Annotated in this window: 15 protein-coding genes, 2 pseudogenes and 1 riboswitch; of the genes and pseudogenes, 7 read left to right on the plus strand and 10 right to left on the minus strand. The window is 64.0% G+C overall.

The features are described from left to right. The first annotated feature begins 1 nt into the window (after window position 1). Window positions 2-475, plus strand: coding sequence for a chemotaxis protein CheW (locus NVV93_RS01640; RefSeq protein WP_258252727.1), 474 nt, complete (start codon window positions 2-4; stop codon window positions 473-475). Window positions 476-503: 28 nt separating this feature from the next. On the opposite strand, the gene NVV93_RS01645 is transcribed toward NVV93_RS01640, so the two are convergent. Further along, window positions 504-1,223 carry a 16S rRNA (uracil(1498)-N(3))-methyltransferase gene (locus NVV93_RS01645; protein ID WP_258252728.1) on the minus strand — a complete coding sequence of 240 codons (720 nt, stop codon included), beginning with the start codon at window positions 1,221-1,223 and terminating at the stop codon, window positions 504-506. Window positions 1,224-1,324: 101 nt separating this feature from the next. Then, on the minus strand, window positions 1,325-2,731 hold the full coding sequence (locus NVV93_RS01650) for an adenosylmethionine--8-amino-7-oxononanoate transaminase (protein ID WP_258252729.1): 1,407 nt from the start codon (window positions 2,729-2,731) through the stop codon (window positions 1,325-1,327). A gap of 195 nt (window positions 2,732-2,926) precedes the next feature. On the opposite strand from NVV93_RS01650, the pseudogene NVV93_RS01655 reads away from it, so the two are divergent. The 3 genes and pseudogenes from NVV93_RS01655 to NVV93_RS01665 form a co-directional block, all read left to right on the plus strand. Next, window positions 2,927-4,310, plus strand: a pseudogene (locus NVV93_RS01655) (flavin monoamine oxidase family protein); the annotation flags it as partial. Window positions 4,311-4,568: 258 nt separating this feature from the next. Continuing rightward, the gene (locus tag NVV93_RS01660) at window positions 4,569-5,120 is read left to right on the plus strand and encodes a cytochrome b (protein ID WP_258252730.1); all 552 of its coding nucleotides are present in this window, start codon (window positions 4,569-4,571) and stop codon (window positions 5,118-5,120) included. 32 nt (window positions 5,121-5,152) lie between these two features. Then, window positions 5,153-5,731, plus strand: a complete 579-nt coding sequence (locus NVV93_RS01665) for a YceI family protein (protein ID WP_258252731.1) — start codon at window positions 5,153-5,155, stop codon at window positions 5,729-5,731. A gap of 67 nt (window positions 5,732-5,798) precedes the next feature. Here NVV93_RS01665 and NVV93_RS01670 read toward each other — a convergent pair whose 3' ends face one another. The 4 genes from NVV93_RS01670 to ahcY all read right to left on the minus strand — a co-directional run bounded on the left by NVV93_RS01670 (window position 5,799) and on the right by ahcY (window position 11,864). Further along, the gene (locus NVV93_RS01670; protein WP_258252732.1) at window positions 5,799-7,667 is read right to left on the minus strand and encodes a DEAD/DEAH box helicase; all 1,869 of its coding nucleotides are present in this window, start codon (window positions 7,665-7,667) and stop codon (window positions 5,799-5,801) included. A gap of 205 nt (window positions 7,668-7,872) precedes the next feature. Further along, entirely contained in the window at window positions 7,873-9,246 is a 1,374-nt protein-coding gene (ppnN, locus tag NVV93_RS01675) for a nucleotide 5'-monophosphate nucleosidase PpnN (RefSeq protein ID WP_258252733.1), read from the minus strand. A gap of 244 nt (window positions 9,247-9,490) precedes the next feature. Then, window positions 9,491-10,336 (minus strand): methylenetetrahydrofolate reductase [NAD(P)H], encoded by an 846-nt coding sequence (gene metF / locus NVV93_RS01680; RefSeq protein WP_258252734.1) that lies wholly within the window; start codon window positions 10,334-10,336, stop codon window positions 9,491-9,493. A 118-nt stretch (window positions 10,337-10,454) separates the two neighbouring features. Continuing rightward, a complete protein-coding gene (gene ahcY, locus NVV93_RS01685; RefSeq protein ID WP_258252735.1) occupies window positions 10,455-11,864 on the minus strand; it encodes an adenosylhomocysteinase in 1,410 nt (469 codons plus the stop codon). Window positions 11,865-11,911: 47 nt separating this feature from the next. Then, window positions 11,912-11,995, minus strand: a riboswitch (S-adenosyl-L-homocysteine riboswitch). Window positions 11,996-12,170: 175 nt separating this feature from the next. Here ahcY and NVV93_RS01690 point away from each other — a divergent pair. The 3 genes from NVV93_RS01690 (at window position 12,171) to NVV93_RS01700 (ending at window position 13,618) form a co-directional block, all read left to right on the plus strand. Then, window positions 12,171-12,560: a hotdog domain-containing protein gene (locus tag NVV93_RS01690; RefSeq protein WP_309137382.1), complete on the plus strand. Its 390-nt coding sequence runs from the start codon at window positions 12,171-12,173 to the stop codon at window positions 12,558-12,560. Window positions 12,561-12,665: 105 nt separating this feature from the next. Continuing rightward, window positions 12,666-13,052 carry an MAPEG family protein gene (locus NVV93_RS01695; protein ID WP_258252736.1) on the plus strand — a complete coding sequence of 129 codons (387 nt, stop codon included), beginning with the start codon at window positions 12,666-12,668 and terminating at the stop codon, window positions 13,050-13,052. A 119-nt stretch (window positions 13,053-13,171) separates the two neighbouring features. After that, entirely contained in the window at window positions 13,172-13,618 is a 447-nt protein-coding gene (locus NVV93_RS01700) for a c-type cytochrome (RefSeq protein WP_375162917.1), read from the plus strand. A gap of 14 nt (window positions 13,619-13,632) precedes the next feature. Here the strand turns inward: NVV93_RS01700 and NVV93_RS01705 are convergent, their stop codons facing one another. The 4 genes and pseudogenes from NVV93_RS01705 to NVV93_RS01720 all read right to left on the minus strand — a co-directional run bounded on the left by NVV93_RS01705 (window position 13,633) and on the right by NVV93_RS01720 (window position 18,593). Further along, a complete protein-coding gene (locus tag NVV93_RS01705) occupies window positions 13,633-14,034 on the minus strand; it encodes a DUF1090 domain-containing protein (protein WP_258252738.1) in 402 nt (133 codons plus the stop codon). Between the two features lie 207 nt (window positions 14,035-14,241). Further along, complete coding sequence (ligB, locus tag NVV93_RS01710; protein ID WP_258252739.1) at window positions 14,242-15,912, minus strand: NAD-dependent DNA ligase LigB; 1,671 nt, start codon at window positions 15,910-15,912, stop codon at window positions 14,242-14,244. A 472-nt stretch (window positions 15,913-16,384) separates the two neighbouring features. Then, window positions 16,385-17,575 carry a methionine adenosyltransferase gene (gene metK / locus NVV93_RS01715; protein WP_258252740.1) on the minus strand — a complete coding sequence of 397 codons (1,191 nt, stop codon included), beginning with the start codon at window positions 17,573-17,575 and terminating at the stop codon, window positions 16,385-16,387. Window positions 17,576-17,592: 17 nt separating this feature from the next. Continuing rightward, window positions 17,593-18,593: pseudogene (locus NVV93_RS01720) on the minus strand (ArsR/SmtB family transcription factor). Window positions 18,594-18,634: the final 41 nt, after the last annotated feature.

Raw genomic sequence — 18,634 nt, forward strand, 5'->3', positions numbered from 1 at the left:
CATGAATCAAGCCGTTACCGTCCCTCCGAACACCGTCAACAGTCTCAACGGACTGCTGCTAACGCTGGCCGACCGCACCCTGCTGCTGCCCAACGTGGCGGTCGCCGAGCTGATTCCCTATCGCGCCCCGCAGGTCTCGGTGGGCATGCCGGCGTGGTTCGTCGGCCAGGTCGCCTGGCGTGACTTGAGTTTGCCGCTGTTGTCGTTCGAGGCGGCCTCCGATGGCGAGGCGCACATCCATTCCGGGGTGCGGGTGGCTGTGCTGAATGCCTTGGGCGGTCGTCCGCAGGTCAAGTTCATCGCCTTGTTAGTGCAGGGCATTCCCCGCGCGCTGAAAATCGATAGCAGTCTGGCCCGCGCCGATGCGCCTCTCGCGCCGTTGGAGTTGGAAGCTGTGACTCTGGGCGGCGAGGTGGTCAAGGTTCCCGATCTGGTGGCGCTGGAGCAGCTGCTCGCCGATGCCGGACTGATCTGATCGGCGTTTGGGCGCCGAACAATAACGCTTAAAAATCGCCCCACAATTGCTGTGCGACGCTCAGCGCTACCACCGGCGCAGTCTCGGTCCGCAGCACCCGCGGGCCGAGGCGGGCGGCGTGAAAATCGGCCTGCTTGGCCTGCTCGACTTCCGCATCCGACAACCCACCTTCCGGACCGATCAGAAACGCCAGACTGTGCGGCTGGGCGTGGCTGAGCAGTGGCTCGGCGACCGGATGCAGGACCAGTTTCAGGTCGGCCTGGGTCTGCGCCAGCCACTCGCCGAGAGGCAGTGGCGGGCGAATCACCGGCAGTACCGAGCGGCCACATTGCTCGCAGGCGCTGATCGCCACTTGCCGCCAATGGGCCAGGCGCTTGTCGGCGCGCTCATCCTTCAGGCGCACTTCGCAGCGCTCACTGACGATCGGGGTGATCTCGTTGGCGCCCAGTTCGCAGGCTTTCTGGATCGCCCAATCCATCCGCTCGCCCCGCGACAAGCCTTGGCCGAGATGGATATGCAGCGGTGATTCGGGCTGCCCGGCGAATTGCTCACGCAGTTCGACCCGCACGTTTTTCTTGCCGACCTCGAGCAATTCGCCGAGGAACTCCTGGCCGCTGCCATCGAATAGCTGCAGTGCATCGCCCGCGTTCATGCGCAGCACGCGCCCGATGTAATGGGCTTGCGCCTCCGGCAGGTCGTGCTGGCCGAGGGCGAGGGGGAGGTCGGCAAAGAAACGGGACAGGCGCATGGCGGCAGGCATCGGCAAATGAAGGCGCAGAGTTTAGCCGCTCGAGCGTGCCGCGCGCACCGGGCCAGGTTCACGAAGCCGGGATCGCGGCGCCCGGCTAATCAGCCGGGATCGCGAAAATCGGCCGGCGCACTGGCGCTCACCGCGACGCTGACCGACTGGCTGGTGGCCAGGTCGATGCCTTCGCTGGCCACGCTGGCGAGGAAGTCGATCTGCTCTTCGCTGATCACATACGGCGGCAGCAAATACACCACGCTGCCCAGCGGCCGCAGCAGCGCGCCGCGCTGCAAGGCGTGCTGGTACACCGCCAGGCCGCGGCGCTCCTGCCACGGGTAGGCGGTCTTGCTCGCCTTGTCCTGCACCATCTCGATGGCCAGGGCCATGCCGGTCTGGCGTACTTCGGCGACATGCGGATGCTCGGCCAGATGCGCGGTGGCACTGGCCATCTTCGCAGCCAGCGCCTTGTTGGCTTCGATCACGTTGTCCTCGGCGAAGATATCCAGGGTCGCCAGCGCCGCCACGCATGCCAGCGGGTTGCCGGTGTAGGTGTGCGAGTGGAGGAAGGCGCGCAGGGTGTCGTAATCGTCGTAGAAGGCTTGATAGATGCGGTCGGTGGTGAGCACCGCGGCCATCGGCAGGTAGCCACCGGTCAGCGCTTTGGACAGGCACAGGAAGTCCGGCGTGATGCCGGCCTGCTCGCAGGCGAACATCGTCCCGGTGCGCCCGAAGCCAACGGCGATCTCGTCGTGGATCAGGTGCACGCCGTAGCGGTCGCAGGCCTCGCGCAGCAGCTTGAGGTAGATCGGGTGATACATGCGCATGCCGCCGGCGCCCTGGATCAGCGGTTCGACGATTACCGCGGCGACCTGCTGATGATGCTCGGCCAGACACTGCTCCATGTGCGCGAACATGTTCCGCGAATGCTCTTCCCAGCCCATCCCGTCCGGCCGGTAATAGCAGTCCGGGCTCTGCACCTTGAGGGTATCGAGCAGCAGCGGTTTGTAGGTTTCGGTGAACAGCGCCACATCGCCCACCGACATCGCCGCCACCGTCTCGCCGTGGTAGCTGTTGGTCAGGGTGATGAAGCGTTTCTTGCCGTCCTGGCCGCAGTTGCGCCAGTAGTGAAAACTCATCTTCAGCGCCACCTCGATGCCCGAGGAGCCGTTGTCGGCATAGAACACCCGCTCCAAGCCGGCCGGAGTGAGCTGCACCAGGCGCTCGGACAGCTCGATCACTGGTGGATGGCTGAAGCCGGCGAGCATCACATGCTCGAGCTGGTCGAGCTGCGCCTTGATGCGCCCGCCGATGCGTGGGTTGGCGTGGCCGAACACGTTGACCCACCAGGAGCTGACCGCATCCAGATAGCGCTTGCCGTCGAAGTCCTCCAGCCACACGCCTTCACCGCGCTTGATCGGGATCAGCGGCAGGCGCTCGTGATCTTTCATCTGCGTGCAGGGGTGCCAGAGCACCGCGAGGTCGCGCTGCATCCACTGATCGTTCAGGCTCATGGTGATTCTCCTCGAGGCAGGCAGTGCTGCCACAACAACAGTCGCGCAAGCCTATGCAAAGGCCCGTCGCGCGACAACCGCCACGGGCGTCTTGGCGTCCGACGGAGATGGCTGGCCGGCCTTTCGGTGCTGGCGTATCCTGCCCGGCAGCCCGGCGCATGGAGCCTGGCGTGATGGATTGATGAGGAAGAAAAAATGGTTGCGGGGAGCCTGCGCGCGTGCGCATTGGTGGTGCTGGGGCTGTTCAGCCTGACAGTTGCGGCGAAAGACAAACAACCGACGGCCATCGTGGTCGGCGCTGGCATGGCCGGCCTGACTGCCGCCTACGAGCTGCAGCAGAAGGGCTGGCAAGTCACCCTGCTGGAAGCCAAGGCCGGTACTGGCGGGCGCTCCGGTCTGGCCACCAGCGAATGGATCGGCAGCCACAAAGCGCAGCCGCAGCTGCATCGTTACCTCGAGCAGTTCAAGCTGAGTACGTTGCCGGCCCCGGAGTTCGTGCGTACGCCGAGCTATCTGATCGACGGCCACTACTTCACCGCCGCCGAACTCAAGGAAAAGCAGCCGGCCACTGCCGAAGCCCTGGCTCGTTTCGAGAAGAGCCTCGATGAGTTGTCTGCCTCGATCGATGATCCGCTCAACCCGCATGCCAACAGCACGCTGTTTGCCCTCGATCAGATCACCGTGGCGCGTTGGCTGGATAAGCTGGCGCTGCCGGCCACCGCCCGGCAACTGGTCAACCAGCGCATCCGTACTCGCTATGACGAGCCGTCGCGCTTGTCGCTGCTCTATCTCGCCCAGCAAACCCGCGTCTACCGCGGCATCGACGATCGCGACTTGCGCGCCTCGCGTTTGCCCGGCGGCAGCCAGATCCTCGCCCAGGCCTTCGTCAAACAGCTGAAAACCATCAAGACCAACTCGCGGGTTTCCGCCATCAGCCAGGACAAGGATGGCGTGACCGTCAAGGTTGGCGCGGTCGGCTACCAGGCCGATTACGTGGTGGTCGCCGTGCCGCTGCGTGCACTGGGGAAAATCCAGCTGACGCCCGCCCTGGACGCCAAGCACCTCGCCGCGCTGAAGAGCACCAACTACGGCTGGCGCGACCAGATCATGCTGAAGTTCAAGCAACCGGTGTGGGAGAGTAAGGCGCGCCTGTCCGGGGAAATATTCAGCAACCAGGGCCTGGGCATGCTGTGGATCGAGCCGGCGATCAAAGGCGGCGCTAATGTGGTGGTCAACCTGTCCGGTGACAATGCGCGCTTGCTGCAGTCGTTCGGCGACAAGCAAATGGTCGATCAGGTATTGATCCGTCTGCATGAGTTCTATCCCAAGGCACGCGGTTCCTTTACCGGCTATGAGATCCGTCGTTACAGCACCGACCCGAGTACCGGCGGCGCCTATCTGGCCTTCGGCCCAGGGCAGATCAGCCGCCAGTGGCGTCTCTGGGAGCAACCGCTGCAGCGCGTGGTGTTCGCCGGCGAACATACCGATCCGCTGTATCCCGGCACCCTCGAAGGCGCCTTGCGCAGTGGCCAGCGCGCTGCCGCGCAAGCCACCGACCTGTATGCCGGCAAGCCAGTGCTGGTGCCCGGCCAGGCGGTGGCGGCTGCCAAAGTCGCGCCGGCCAAAAGCAACTCCCCAGCCGGGAACGGCTTTTTCTCGAAGATCTTCGAGTGATGGCCGCGGGGTGCGCCGCCTGGCGCACCCCGCTCAGCCAACGTCATTCGGCGCGGGCTCCCCTGGTATCGATCGTATTTCTCGATATTTCCAAGCGAAATTTTCCGCTTTATCTCGATAGATTTGCCGCTAGTCTTACGCCAATATTTTTTGGGGTAATGCTATGCAGTGGCGCAATTCTTCGGCCCGTTACGGTCTGGTCAGCATCCTGTTGCACTGGGGCGTGGCGCTGGCGGTCTTCGGTCTGTTCGCGCTGGGCTGGTGGATGGTCGGGCTGGATTACTACAGCGCCTGGCGGCAAACCGCTCCGTCCCTGCATAAATCGATCGGCCTGATCCTGCTCGCTGTCATGCTGCTGCGCCTCGTCTGGCGCTTCATCAGCCCGTCGCCGCCATTGTTGGACAGCTACGGGCGGCTGACCCGCGTCAGCGCCAAAGCCGGCCATGGCCTGCTGTATCTCGGTCTGTTCGCGGTGATGATTTCCGGCTACCTGATCTCCACCGCCGATGGCCGCGGGATTAGCGTGTTCGGCCTGCTCGAAGTCCCGGCATTGATTACCGGGATTCCTGATCAGGAAGACGTAGCCGGCGCGGTGCACGAATACCTGGCCTGGGGCCTGGTGATCTTCTCTGGATTGCACGCCCTGGCGGCCCTGAAACACCACTTTATCGACCGTGACGCCACCCTGGCACGCATGCTGGGGCGCGCACGCTAACCCTCCCGCCTCTCACAAGGATATAGATCGATATGCTCAAGAAAACTCTCGCGGTTCTGGTTCTCGGTGGCGCGCTGCTCGGCGCCGGTCAGGCGATGGCGGCCGACTATGTGATCGACAAGGAAGGCCAACATGCCTTCGTCAACTTCAAGATCAGCCACCTCGGTTACAGCTGGCTGTATGGCACCTTCAAGGACTTCGACGGCAGCTTCAGTTTCGATGACAAGCAACCCGAAGCCAGCAAGGTCAAGGTGAGCCTGAAAACCGCCAGCGTCGACACCAACCATGCCGAGCGCGACAAGCACATCCGTAGCGGCGATTTCCTCAATGTCGGCAAGAATCCGACGGCCACGTTCGAGTCCACCTCGGTCAAATCCACTGGCAGCGGGACTGCCGACATCACCGGCAACCTGACCCTCAACGGGGTGACCAAGCCGGTGGTGATCGCCGCCAAGTTCATCGGCGAAGGCAAGGACCCGTGGGGCGGCTACCGTGCCGGCTTCGAAGGCACCACCACGTTGAAGCTGAAGGATTTTGACATCCTGAAAGACCTCGGCCCGACTGCCCAGGAAGTCCAGCTGATCATCTCGTTTGAAGGCGTACGCCAGTAAGAGCTGGTAACGAAAAAACAAAAACGCCGGCTGCTAGCCGGCGTTTTCGTGTGTGGCAGCCTGAAACTCAGGCTTCGCGGTTGCGCGTCAGCAGCGCCGGCTTCTCGCCACGTGGACGATTGTCCAGCTGATCGAGTTGCTCGGCAGTCGGCAGGCGCTCGCCCTTACGGATAATCAGCGGCTGCTTGCTGTTGCTGCGTGGATCCTGCACGGCCGGCTCTTGACGCTCGCGCGGCGCATCGTCGCGACGCCCGCCACCCATGCCACGACCCTGGCCGCTACGACCTTGGCCCTGCGGACGTTGGCCGGAGCGGCCTGGCTTGTTGGCGCCCTGAGCGCCTTGTCCGGCTTGACCGCTACCCGCCGGGCGCTGGCCCTGCGGTTTGCCTTGGCCACGGCCCTGACCGGCGCCTTGTCCTTGCGTCTGGCCTTGGCCGCCACCACCACCACCACCGCGACGCGGATTGCTGTGGCGGCCTTGCGGCTTGGGCTGCACCGGGACGTAGTCGGCGCGGTTACCGAAGTTGTCGATCTCGTCGTCGAGGAACTCTTCCGGGTCGCGATTGGCTGGCAACGATGGAATAGCTTGCGCCGACGCTTGCTGGGCCTGCGGTTGGTTGGGCTTGGCGTGCGCGGTGGGCTTCTGCCGGCCGCGATCCTTGCCTTTATCCTTGCGCCCGCCTTGATGTTCGCCAGCGTTGCCACGGGGTTTCTTCTGCTCGCCGCCGCCGCGTGGTGGACGTGGTTCGCGCGGGGCACGGACTTCGGGCTTTTCCGCTTCGACGCTGCTGGCATCGAAGCCCATCAGATCGCCATCGGCAATCTTCTGCTTGGTCATCCGCTCGATGCCCTTGAGCAGTTTTTCTTCGTCCGGCGCGACCAGCGAGATCGCTTCACCGCTGCGTCCGGCGCGGCCGGTACGACCGATACGGTGGACGTAATCTTCCTCGATATTCGGCAATTCGAAGTTGACCACATGCGGCAGCTGATCGATATCCAGACCGCGCGCTGCGATATCGGTGGCGACCAGGATGCGCACCTGGTTGGCCTTGAAGTCGGCCAGCGCCTTGGTGCGCGCGTTCTGGCTCTTGTTGCCGTGAATCGCCATGGCCGGCAGACCGTGCTTGTCGAGGTACTCGGCCAGACGGTTAGCGCCATGCTTGGTGCGGGTGAACACCAGCACTTGTTCCCAGGCGCCCTTGGTGATCAGGTGGGCGAGCAGGGCACGCTTGTGGCTGGCGGCCAGGCGGAACACCCGTTGTTCGATGCGCTCGACCGTGGTGTTCGGCGGAGTGACTTCGATTTTTTCCGGGTTGTGCAGCAGTTTGCCGGCCAGCTCGGTGATGTCGCGCGAGAAGGTCGCCGAGAACAGCAGGTTCTGGCGCTTACTCGGCAGGCGGGCAAGGACCTTTTTGACGTCATGGATAAAGCCCATGTCGAGCATGCGGTCGGCTTCATCGAGGACCAGAATCTCCACGTGGGAGAGGTCGACGCTGCCTTGGCCGGCGAGATCGAGCAGGCGGCCGGGGCAGGCGACGAGAATGTCGACGCCTTTGGCCAGGGCTTGCACCTGCGGGTTCATGCCGACGCCACCAAAGACGCAGGTGCTGACCAGCGGCAGGTCGCGGGCGTAGACCTTGAAGCTGTCATGCACCTGGGCGGCGAGCTCGCGGGTTGGGGTCAGGACCAGCACGCGCGGTTGGCGCGGGCCATGACGGTGGGGTTTGTCCGGATGACCGGCGGGGAACAGGCGTTCGAGGATCGGCAGGGCGAAGCCGCCGGTCTTACCCGTACCGGTTTGCGCGGCGACCATCAGATCGCGGCCTTGCAACACGGCGGGAATAGCCCGCTGTTGCACGGGTGTAGGTTGGGTGTAGCCGGCTGCGTGCACGGCACCGACCAAAGCCTCGGAGAGACCGAGGGAGGCAAAGGACATGAGTAATCCTGTCTAGTTAGGGCTGGGCCCGGGGATCTTGGCCAGACTTGAAGCACGCTTGGGGCGCGGTCCCGTCCGGTCCTGCTGGGCCTCTGCGGGCCGAGTGTCCGGGCGAAAGCCTGGCGGGGAAGCCGGAGTATAACAAAACCTTGCGGTTGTGCGTTTTTTCACCGTTAGACGGTTTTATACCCGGCTTCCCGCGTGTTCAGCTCAATACTCGGTAGCACGGCACATAGGTGCTGCCGCCGGGAAGCTTCATGCGGTGCTGCTCGACGAAGGATTGCAGCAAGCGATCCAGCGGCTGCATGAGCGCCTGGTCGCCGGTGAGCTCATAGGGGCCGTGCTGCTCGATCAGGCGGATGCCGTTTTCCTTGACGTTGCCGGCGACAATGCCGGAAAACGCGCGGCGCAGGTTGGCCGCCAGTTCGTGCAAGGGCAGGTCGCGCTTGAGGCGCAGGCTGGCCATGTTGGCGTGCGTCGGCTCGAACGGGCGCTGGAAATTCTCGTCGATCTTCAGCAACCAGTTGAAGTGGAAGGCGTCGTTGCGTTCGCGGCGGAACTGGGTGACCTCCTTGATACCTTGGGCCATCTGTCGCGCTACTTCGGCCGGATCGTTGACGATGATGGTGTAGCGCTGCTGCGCCTCTTCGCCGAGGGTCGCGCCAATGAAGTTGTTGAGTTGCTGCAGATACGGCCCGGCGCTCTTCGGCCCGGTGAGGATCACCGGGAACGGTAAGTCGCGGTTGTCTGGGTGGGTGAGGATGCCGAGCAGATAGAGGAACTCCTCCGCGGTACCGGCGCCGCCGGGGAAGATGATGATGCCGTGGCCGACGCGCACGAAGGCTTCCAAGCGTTTCTCGATGTCCGGCAGGATCACCAGTTCGTTGACGATCGGATTGGGCGCTTCGGCGGCGATGATGCCCGGCTCGGTCAGGCCCAGATAACGACCGTTGAGGATGCGCTGCTTGGCGTGGGAAATGGTCGCGCCCTTCATCGGCCCCTTCATCACGCCGGGGCCGCAGCCGGTGCAGATGTCCAGCTTGCGCAGGCCCAGTTCATGGCCGACGCGCTTGGTGTACTTGTATTCCTCGGTGCTGATCGAGTGGCCACCCCAGCACACCACCATCTTCGGTTCGACGCCGCTGCGCAGGTTGCGGGCGTTGCGCAGCAGGTGGAAAACGTAGTCGGTGATGCCTTGCGAGCTGTCCAGGTCGATGCGTTTGCTCTCCAGTTCGCTCTGCGTGTAGACGATGTCGCGCAGCGCGCTGAACAGCATTTCGCGGGTACTGGCGATCATCTCGCCATCGACGAAGGCGTCGGCCGGCGCGTTCAGCAGCTCCAGGCGGATGCCGCGGTCCTGCTGATGAATGCGCACCTCGAAATCCGGATACGCCTCGAGGATGGTCTTGGCGTTGTCGCTGTGCGAACCGGTGTTGAGGATCGCCAGCGCGCATTGGCGGAACAGTCGGTAGACGCTGCCGGAGCCGGTTTCGCGGAGCTGTTGTACTTCGCGCTGAGAGAGGGTTTCCAGGCTGCCCTTGGGGCTGACCGAGGCGTTGATCTTGAGGCGCGTGGCCATGGGTGATTCCAAACAAGGCACCGGTCACAAGCGCGGTGACCGGCGATGGACGAAAGGGCCCGAAGGTCGCTGGGCCGTTAGAAGCGTGTGGATAGTCTTGACCGCGGCTTTGCGTCGGGTCAACGCCAACCAGCCGTATGGGACCGAAGCGCGGAGTCCGTCAGGCGTGAAATCTGCCGCGGGGAACAGCAGACAATAAAAAACCGGGCGTGTTGCGCCCGGTTTTTTCATTACTCGAATTGCCTCAGCGCGGCAGCTTGAGATTGTTCCAGATCGCCAGGCTCGGTTCGGCCTGGTTCAGTGTGTAAAAGTGCAGCCCCGGTGCGCCGCCGGCCAGCAGGCGTTCGCACATTTCGCTGATTACTTGCTCGCCGTAGGCCTGGATGCTGGCGATGTCGTCGCCGTAGGCTTCCAGCTGCTTGCGGATCCAGCGTGGGATCTCCGCGCCGCAGGCGTCGGAGAAGCGCGCCAGCTTGCTGTAGTTGGTAATCGGCATGATCCCCGGCACCACCGGCATGTCCACGCCGAGCCTCTGCACCCGATCGACGAAGTAGAAGTAGCTGTCGGCGTTGAAGAAGTACTGGGTGATCGCACTGTCGGCGCCGGCCTGGGCCTTGCGCACGAAGTTGTCCAGATCGCTCTCGAAGCTATGCGCCTGCGGGTGCATTTCCGGGTAGGCGGCGATTTCGATATGGAAGTGATCACCGGTCTCAGCGCGGATGAATTCGACCAGCTCGTTGGCGTAGCGCAGCTCGCCGCTGGCCATACCCATGCCCGACGGCAAGTCGCCGCGCAGGGCGACGATGCGCTGGATCCCGGCTTCGCGGTATTGGTTCAGCAGGTCGCGCAGATCGTCCTTGCTGTCACCCACGCAGGACAGGTGCGGCGCGGTCGCCACGCCGACGTCGCCGTTCAGCTGCAGCACTGTACGCAGGGTGCCTTCGCGGGTCGAACCGCCGGCGCCATAAGTGCAGGAGAAGAAATCCGGGTTGTAGCCGGCCAGCTGGCGCGCGGTGGCGATCAGCTTTTCATGGCCCGCTTCGGTCTTCGCCGGGAAGAATTCGAAGCTGTAGCGGCGTTCTTGGCTCATAGATCTATTCCGTAGGGTGGGTTAGCCGAAGGCGTAACCCACCGTTTGAGTGGTGGCGCTGGTGGGTAACGCCGCTACGCGGCTAACCCACCCTACGGGCTTATGGTTCGGCGCTTTCTTAGTAGCGGTAGGCGTCCGGCTTGAACGGGCCTTCCACGGTCACGCCGATGTACTCGGCCTGTTTGCTGGTCAGCTGGGTGACCACGCCACCGAAGCCGCGAACCATTTCCAGGGCGACTTCTTCGTCGAGTTTCTTCGGCAGCACTTCCACAGTCAGACGCGCAGCCTTGTCGGCGGCCGACAGGTTGGCGAACTTCTGCTCGAACAGGAAGATCTGGGCGAGAACCTGGTTGGCGAACGAGCCGTCCATGATCCGGCTCGGGTGGCCGGTGGCGTTGCCCAGGTTTACCAGGCGGCCTTCGGCCAGCAGGATCAGGTAGTCGTCGTTACGCGCGTCGAAGCTGCCGGCGCCGGTGCGATGGATCTTATGCACCTGCGGTTTGACCTCTTCCCAGGCCCAGTTCTTGCGCATGAAGGCGGTGTCGATCTCGTTGTCGAAGTGACCGATGTTGCACACCACGGCGCGCTTCTTCAGGGCCTTGAGCATGTTGGCGTCGCAGACGTTGACGTTACCGGTGGTGGTGACGATCAGGTCGATCTTGCCCAGCAGAGCCTTGTCGATGCTGGCTTCGGTGCCGTCATTGAGGCCGTTGAGGTACGGCGAGGCCACTTCGAAACCGTCCATGCAGGCCTGCATGGCGCAGATCGGGTCGATCTCAGAAACCTTGACGATCATGCCTTCCTGACGCAGCGACTGCGCGGAGCCCTTGCCCACGTCGCCGTAGCCGATCACCAGGGCCTGCTTGCCCGACAGCAGGTGGTCGACGCCGCGCTTGATGGCGTCGTTGAGGCTGTGACGGCAGCCGTACTTATTGTCGTTCTTGCTCTTGGTCACCGAGTCGTTGACGTTGACCGCCGGAATTTTCAGGGTGCCGGCTTTGAGCATGTCGAGCAGGCGGTGTACGCCGGTGGTGGTTTCCTCGGTCACGCCGTGGATCTTGTCCAGCATGGCCGGGTAGCGCTCGTGGATGATCTGGGTCAGGTCGCCGCCGTCGTCGAGGATCATGTTGGCATCCCACGGCTGGCCATCTTTCAGGATGGTCTGCTCAATGCACCACTCGTACTCTTCTTCGGTCTCGCCTTTCCAAGCGAATACCGGGATGCCGGCGGCGGCGACGGCGGCAGCGGCCTGGTCCTGGGTCGAGAAGATGTTGCAGGACGACCAGCGCACTTCGGCACCGAGGGCGATCAGGGTCTCGATCAACACGCCGGTCTGAATGGTCATGTGGATGCAGCCGATGATCTTCGCGCCCTTCAGCGGTTGTTCGCCGGCGTACTTGCTGCGCAGGCCCATCAGGGCAGGCATTTCCGATTCGGCAATGATCAGTTCGCGGCGGCCCCAGGCGGCCAGGGAAATGTCGGCGACTTTGAAGTCAGTGAAACCGGCAGGCGTCTGTACAGCGCTCATAAACGAGTTCTCCATTCGTTGTATGCGACAGAGGGATTCGTACCCTGTCTGTCTGGGCGCCGTTGATGCGTATGGTTAACGCCCCATCCGAGCCTGACAGGTCAAAGCCTGCTGCAGCGCCCCTCGGACAGGTGGCGGGCGCGTCCGGGCTGGGCCGGGCGCGTGAAAGCCCGGCGATTATAGCGAGGTGCATCGCCCAGCCCAAGCTTTCCTGTGCCGCCTATCGGATCGATTGAAACGCTTGCCGAGACAGTCGTGGATTGGCCTGCAATCATGCCGCCCGTACCTGAGCAAACAGGAGCCACTATGAATTTCCATACCCGCAAGTGGGTCAAGCCCGAAGACCTCAATCCCAACGGCACGCTGTTCGGCGGTAGCCTGCTGAAATGGATCGACGAGGAGGCGGCGATCTACGCCATCGTCCAACTCGGCAATCAGAAGGTGGTGACCAAGTTCATCTCGGAGATCAACTTCGTCAGCTCGGCGCGCCAGGGCGACATCATCGAGCTGGGCATCACCGCCACCGAGTTTGGCCGCACGTCGCTGACCCTGACCTGCGAGGTGCGCAACAAGATCACCCGCAAGAGCATCCTCACGGTCGACAAGCTGGTGTTCGTCAACCTCGGCCCGGACGACCTGCCGGCACCGCATGGTAAGACCGAGATCACCTACATCAAGGATCAGTTCAAGGACTGAAGCGCGCCGCTTGGCCGCTCCGCTGATCCACCCGGCGCAACGGCCATGGAGTCGGGGTGGATTTAGCGGCAGGCTGGCGGTTCCTTTCGCAACCCTGGAACTGCCATGACCCTTGCTTTCTGGTGTGTACTCGTCGTCATCCTGCTGCCGTATCTGGGCACCGCCATCGCCAAGTTTTCTGGCGGCGATTACGGCCCGCAAGCCAACCAGAACCCGCGCGCCTTCCTCGCCGGGCTGAGCGACATGCGCCAGCGCGCCCACCATGCGCAGCTGAATGGCTTCGAAGTGGCGCCGGCGTTCGCCGCCGCGGTGATCATCGCCCACCTCGCTGGCGGCGCCAGCCAGGCATTGATCGACTCGCTGGCGGTCGGCTTCGTGATCAGCCGGCTGGTGTACCTGGGCTGCTATCTGGCCGATTGGGGTCCGGTGCGTTCGCTGGTGTGGTTCATGGGCATGGGCTTGATCGTCGCGCTGTTCGTGGTCGCCGCCTGACCGCGCTGGCGGTCGAAAATTACTGCGGCAATCCACCGCAATTGGTATTCGGCTGGCGGACGAGGATACTGGCGGCCGCCGTTTTACCGCCGCATTACCGCAGAAATACACCGAGGTCGATTGTGAAAAGCCGCTTTGCCATCCTGCTGACTTGTCTGTTGCTGAGCGCCTGCGGGCAGATTGATCCAAACTCGCCGCTCGGCCAGCGCAAGGCGATCTTCAAGCAGATGCTCAACACCAGCGAGGATCTGGGCGGCATGTTGCGCGGGCGGATTGCCTTCGATGCACCGCGCTTTAGCGCCGGCGCGGCCCAGCTGGATCAGTTGTCGCGCCAGCCGTGGCAGCATTTTCCGCAGATCAAGGACGACGCCAAGAGCAGCGCCAAGGACGAAGTCTGGCAGCGCCAGGCGCGTTTCCAGGAGCTCGCGCGGCAACTGGAAAGCGCTACCGCCGCTCTGGTGGTCGCCAGCACCCAGCAACCGCTGAACGAGGCGGCGCTGGACAAGCCAATGCAGCGCGTGGAAGACACCTGCGAGGCCTGTCACCAAGAGTTCCGCGCCTTCTGATTCTTCCTGCTGCGTCAGTGCTCGAGCTGTTCCTGCGCTTCCTGTAGTTCCTTGTGCGCCTCGGCCAGCTTGGTCTTGCGCGTGTCGATCTTGGCTTGGTCACCCTTGGCCATTGCCTTGCGCAGATCGGCCTCACGTTGCGCCACCTCATGTTGGGCGTCGAGGACTTTTTCCTCGCGGGATTTGTGCAGCGAGGCGTCGTCGCAATGCGCCGTGACCTCGCTCAAGGCTTTTTCCAGACCAGCTTGTTGCGCGCTGTTGCCGTGTTGCTTGGCCGCTTCGATTTGTTCGGCAAGCGCCTGCCGCTTGGCTGCGCAACCGCTCGGGGCGGCCTCGTCCTGGGCGGCGACGCTCGCTGTACTGAAGAGGGCGGCGCCGATGAGCAGGCTGGCGAGGAGGGAGCGTTGCAAAAGCATGGGGCTCTCCAAAAATATGACGGGAGGGTCGCTGAGAACCTGTTTACGATCTCCTGTCCGTCGGCCATACCGCGTTAAAAACAGGCTCGGAATGCTCATTTACAGCTCGTAAACTCCGCTTCCTCGCCTGTTTTTGCCTTGTCTGGCTCTAGTCCAAAAGATCGTAAACAGGTTCTGAGGGTAGCGCGCTCGCTGGCAGATGTCCGCTCAAAAGCCTGGAACCGCGGCGGTCTGCAAGCGCTCGCGCAGGGCCACGACTTCCGGGTGATGAAAGAAGTCCCGCAATTGTGCGGCGCGGGCCGGGCCGACAGCCGTCTGCTGGCGCCAGTCCTGCGTGCTGCGCTGGGCCAACGCGGTCCATGACGGCGCCAGCGCGGCCGGCGGCACCGGTGGCATGCCGAGGGCACGCAACCAGACAGCGAAGGGTCGCTGTCTGGCTTGGCTGAAGCGTTGCGCCAAGGTGGCGGCGCTGCGGGCGCCGAAGCCCGGCAACTCACGCAGCTGCGCTTCGGATAACGCCAGCCAGTCGAGCAGTCCGGCGAGTTGCCCGGCCTGCAACAACTTATCCCAAGTCCCCGGGCCGACGCCGCTGAGGGCCAGGCCTTGCTTGCCGCTGAGCCAGGCCAGGCGGGCGCGGAATTGGCCGGCACAGCCGGGCGTCGGCTGCCAGCAGCTCAATGGGTGATGCTCGGCGGTCAGCGGTGCCTGCACCGGCGGGCGTTCGGCGGCGCGCCAGACCACTTCCTGCAAGCGTGGAATGGTCAATCCGGCGAGCGCGATGGCGACCTGGTCGCCGGGGCGAATATCCAGCGTTTGCCAGCGTTGCAAGGAGCCGACGCTGACCCGGTGTATCGTGCGGTCGTCCAGGCGCACCGGGAGCAGATTGAGCACCGGGGTGATGCGCCCGCTGCGACCGATATTGAATTGCACGCTGCGTACCTCGGCGAGCGCTTGGGCGAACGGATATTTCCACGCCGCCGCCCAGGCCGGTGGCGCGGCTTGCCAGCGCGCGCCGGGCGGCCGCTGGCCCTGCCGCAGCACCACGCCATCGCTGGCAAAGGGCAATGGACTGCGATACCAGTGCTCGCGCCACTGCTCGGCCTCGGCGAAGTTCGCCAACGGCTGGCTGAAGCGCGCGGTATCGGTAAAGCCCAGCGCGTCGAGGCCGGCCAGGCGCTCGACCATGCTCGCCGGGCCGTTCGGCCAATCCCAGACGAACAGGCCGATCTGCGTCGCATCGGCCGGCTGCAGTTGCTCGCGATTGAGCAGCCCGGCGACCTGGCTGCGCGCGCCGCGGCTACCGGCGTGCGCCTGCACATGCGCGCTCAGGCGCCAATACAGCTCGCCCTGGAGGATCAGATCGGCGCCGCTGTTCAGTTGCTGCGGGATGGCTGCGATCTGCCGCGTGCTGGCCGTCCAGTCCTGGCCATGGCTTCCGTCGCCGCGGCTGATCGCCTGGCGCAAGCGGCCGTGTCGATAGACCAGGGTGACCGCCACGCCATCGACCTTGGGTTGAATCCACAGGCCACTCTTTGTGGCCATCCAGGCTTGCACGGCGCTGGCGCCGGCGAGTTTGTCCAGGCCGGTCTGCGCCACCGGATGAGCAATGGGCCCACCGACGCTGGCCAGGGCAGGCGGGGCTGTGGTTGCGCTGGCGGGAAAGCAGCGGTTCCAGGCGTCCAGGCGGGCGCGGGCCTGGTCATACAGTTCATCGGCGACCGGCGCTTGGCCAAGGCGATGGTAGGCGTCGTCCCACGCGGCGATCTGGCCGCTGAGCGCCTGCAACTCTTCGGCGGCCTGCGCGCTATTCCAGTCGGGGCAGGTGGCGTGGCTGATTAGCGGGGACAGGGCGAGGCATAACGCGATCGAGCGTTTCATCGTGAGCATCCTTGCTCGAGTGAGGGGGAAGCAGTTTAGAGGCGTCGGCGTGGCGCATGCCGTGTTGGAATGCTCAGTCCTCTGCGGATTTCCCGGCCACCCAATGGAGAACCTTTCAGGGGGCTAGCCGCGCGGCGGCGTAACCCCGATCAGCGGTGTTCGGTACATCGGCGGGTTACGCCTTCGGCTAACCCGCCCTACGGGTTTACATCTCCTACGGAAAAGCGGCGCATGCAGATTCCAGTTGGCGTATTGCTGCGGCCATTAGACGAAGCGCTTTTGTAGGGCGGGTTAGCCGCGAAGCGGCGTAACCCACCAGCGATATCCGGGGGTATCAGTGGATGTGCAGAGCGGTATCCACCCTGTCGCTCAAAGAGATAGGTGTTGCCGGCTTACCCCTCTCCTCAACGGGGCGAGGGGATAAAGCAAAAAGCCCCGCACTAGGCGGGGCTTTTGTTCATCGCTGAGAGCCTTACAAGCCGGCTGCGCTACGCAGTGCGTCGGCGCGGTCGGTTTTCTCCCAGGTGAAGGTGGTGAAGGTGTCATCACCGACAGTCAGCTCGTACGGAGTGCGGCCGAAGTGGCCGTACGCCGCAGTCGGCTGGTACATCGGGTGGAGCAGGTCGAGCATCTTGGTGATTGCGTACGGACGCAGGTCGAAGTGCTCGCGAACCAGCTGGATGATCTTCTCGTCGCTGATCTTGCCGGTGCCAAAGGTGTTCAGCGAGATCGAGGTCGGCTGGGCCACGCCGATGGCGTAGGAAACCTGGATTTCGCAGCGCTCGGCCAGGCCGGCGGCGACGATGTTCTTGGCCACGTAACGACCGGCGTAAGCCGCCGAACGGTCGACCTTGGACGGGTCCTTGCCAGAGAACGCGCCGCCGCCGTGACGGGCCATGCCGCCGTAGGAGTCGACGATGATCTTACGGCCGGTCAGACCGCAGTCACCCACCGGGCCGCCGATCACAAAGTTGCCGGTCGGGTTGATGTGGAACTGGGTGCCCTGGTGCAGCAGCTCGGCCGGCAGGCTGTGCTTGATGATCAGTTCCATCACGCCTTCGCGCAGGTCGGCCAGCGAGACTTCCGGGTTGTGCTGGGTGGACAGCACCACCGCGTCGATGCCGACCACCTTGCCGTTCTCGTAGCGGCAGGTGACCTGCGATTTGGCATCCGGGCGCAGCCACGGCAGCAGGCCGGACTTGCGCGCTTCGGCCTGGCGCTCGACCAGGGCGTGGGAGAAACGGATCGGTGCCGGCATCAGTACGTCGGTCTCGTTGCTGGCGTAACCGAACATCAGGCCCTGGTCGCCGGCACCCTGGTCTTCCGGCTTGGCGCGGTCGACGCCCTGGTTGATGTCCGGGGACTGCTTGCCAATGATGTTCATCACGCCGCAGGTGGCGCCGTCGAAACCGACGTTGGAGCTGGTGTAGCCGATGTCGCAGATCACGTCGCGGACGATCTGCTCGAGGTCGACCCAGGCGCTGGTGGTGACTTCGCCAGCGACGATGGCGACGCCAGTCTTGACCAGGGTCTCCACGGCCACGCGGGCGTATTTGTCTTGGGCGATGATGGCGTCGAGCACCGCATCGGAAATCTGGTCGGCGATCTTGTCCGGATGCCCTTCGGACACGGACTCGGAAGTAAACAGGGAATAGTCGCTCATCAATCGGTTCCTAATTTTTACCGGTGGGTGAGATCGCTCGGAACTCCGGTTTGGCGAAGTGCCGCACCTGAATTTGAAAGCCGTTCTTCAAACCAATGTAGAGACTCTCGCCGAGCGCGAGCCCCGCGGCGCTGGCCCAGCGGGCCAGGTCGTCCTGTTCAAAGCCTAGCCAGAGATCACCGCAGGCCTCCCTGGCCCAGCTCTGGTCGTGGCTGCACAGCTCGGTGATCAGCAGGCTGCCGCCGCTTTTCACCAGGCCAGCCAATTGCTGCAGCGCGTCGGCTGGTGCGGCGAAATGGTGCAGGACCATGTTCACCACCACGCAGTCGGCGGCACTGTGGAGATCGTTGAGGGCATCGGCGAGTTTCAATTCGACGTTGTCCAGGCCTTCCTGCACGCAGCGCTGACGGGCCAGTTCGAGCATCGCCGGACTGTTGTCCAGCGCCTGCACCTGACTGAAACGCCGCGCCAGCTCGGGGAGAAAACCGCCATCGCCAGGGCCGACTTCCAGCGCGGTGGCGCTGGCCGGCAGGTTCAGCGCATCGAGCAGGGCCAACACGCTGTCGCCGTATTGCGGCAAGCCGGCGATCAGGTCTTGCTGGGCCTGGAACTTCTCGGCGGTCTTGGCGAAGAAATCCCGGCTGGCCGCGGCGCGTTGGGCATGCACCGCGGCGATCCGGGTCAGCACCTCGGTCGGCAGGCGCAGATCATCGATTTCCTCGAGCAGCGCGGCGTGCAGTCGGCCGCCGGCCAGTTCGCTGTGCGGCAGGGCGCGCCGATAGAAGATCGCGTTGCCTTCGCGGCGCGTCGCCACCAATCCGGCTTGGGCCAGCACCTTGAGGTGGTGGCTGATGCCCGACTGGCCGATGGCGAAGATCTGCGCCAGCTCCAGCACGCCGAACGAGTCGTTGGTCAGTACGCGCAGCACGTTGAGACGCAGCGGATCGCCGCCGGCCTTGCACAGGGCCGCCAGTTCATCGCTGGGCTCGAAACGCACTTGAGGGACGCGCAGGTTCATAAGGCGCGCAGTCTAGTCGGTCATTTTTCATACAGCAATGG

The sequence above is a fragment of the Pseudomonas sp. LS44 genome (assembly GCF_024730785.1).
In the GTDB taxonomy this organism is placed as follows: Bacteria; Pseudomonadota; Gammaproteobacteria; order Pseudomonadales; family Pseudomonadaceae; genus Aquipseudomonas.

Coding starts and splice junctions, on each gene's coding strand:
- NVV93_RS01640 (WP_258252727.1), top strand. CDS start 2: ATGAATCAAGCCGTTACCGTCCCTCCGAACACCGTCAACAGTCTCAAC.
- NVV93_RS01705 (WP_258252738.1), bottom strand. CDS start 14,034: ATGCTTTTGCAACGCTCCCTCCTCGCCAGCCTGCTCATCGGCGCCGCC.
- NVV93_RS01690 (WP_309137382.1), top strand. CDS start 12,171: ATGAATTTCCATACCCGCAAGTGGGTCAAGCCCGAAGACCTCAATCCC.
- metF (WP_258252734.1), bottom strand. CDS start 10,336: ATGAGCCAAGAACGCCGCTACAGCTTCGAATTCTTCCCGGCGAAGACC.
- NVV93_RS01660 (WP_258252730.1), top strand. CDS start 4,569: ATGCAGTGGCGCAATTCTTCGGCCCGTTACGGTCTGGTCAGCATCCTG.
- NVV93_RS01650 (WP_258252729.1), bottom strand. CDS start 2,731: ATGAGCCTGAACGATCAGTGGATGCAGCGCGACCTCGCGGTGCTCTGG.
- metK (WP_258252740.1), bottom strand. CDS start 17,575: ATGAGCGACTATTCCCTGTTTACTTCCGAGTCCGTGTCCGAAGGGCAT.
- NVV93_RS01645 (WP_258252728.1), bottom strand. CDS start 1,223: ATGCGCCTGTCCCGTTTCTTTGCCGACCTCCCCCTCGCCCTCGGCCAG.
- NVV93_RS01670 (WP_258252732.1), bottom strand. CDS start 7,667: ATGTCCTTTGCCTCCCTCGGTCTCTCCGAGGCTTTGGTCGGTGCCGTG.
- ahcY (WP_258252735.1), bottom strand. CDS start 11,864: ATGAGCGCTGTACAGACGCCTGCCGGTTTCACTGACTTCAAAGTCGCC.
- NVV93_RS01665 (WP_258252731.1), top strand. CDS start 5,153: ATGCTCAAGAAAACTCTCGCGGTTCTGGTTCTCGGTGGCGCGCTGCTC.
- ppnN (WP_258252733.1), bottom strand. CDS start 9,246: ATGGCCACGCGCCTCAAGATCAACGCCTCGGTCAGCCCCAAGGGCAGC.
- NVV93_RS01695 (WP_258252736.1), top strand. CDS start 12,666: ATGACCCTTGCTTTCTGGTGTGTACTCGTCGTCATCCTGCTGCCGTAT.
- ligB (WP_258252739.1), bottom strand. CDS start 15,912: ATGAAACGCTCGATCGCGTTATGCCTCGCCCTGTCCCCGCTAATCAGC.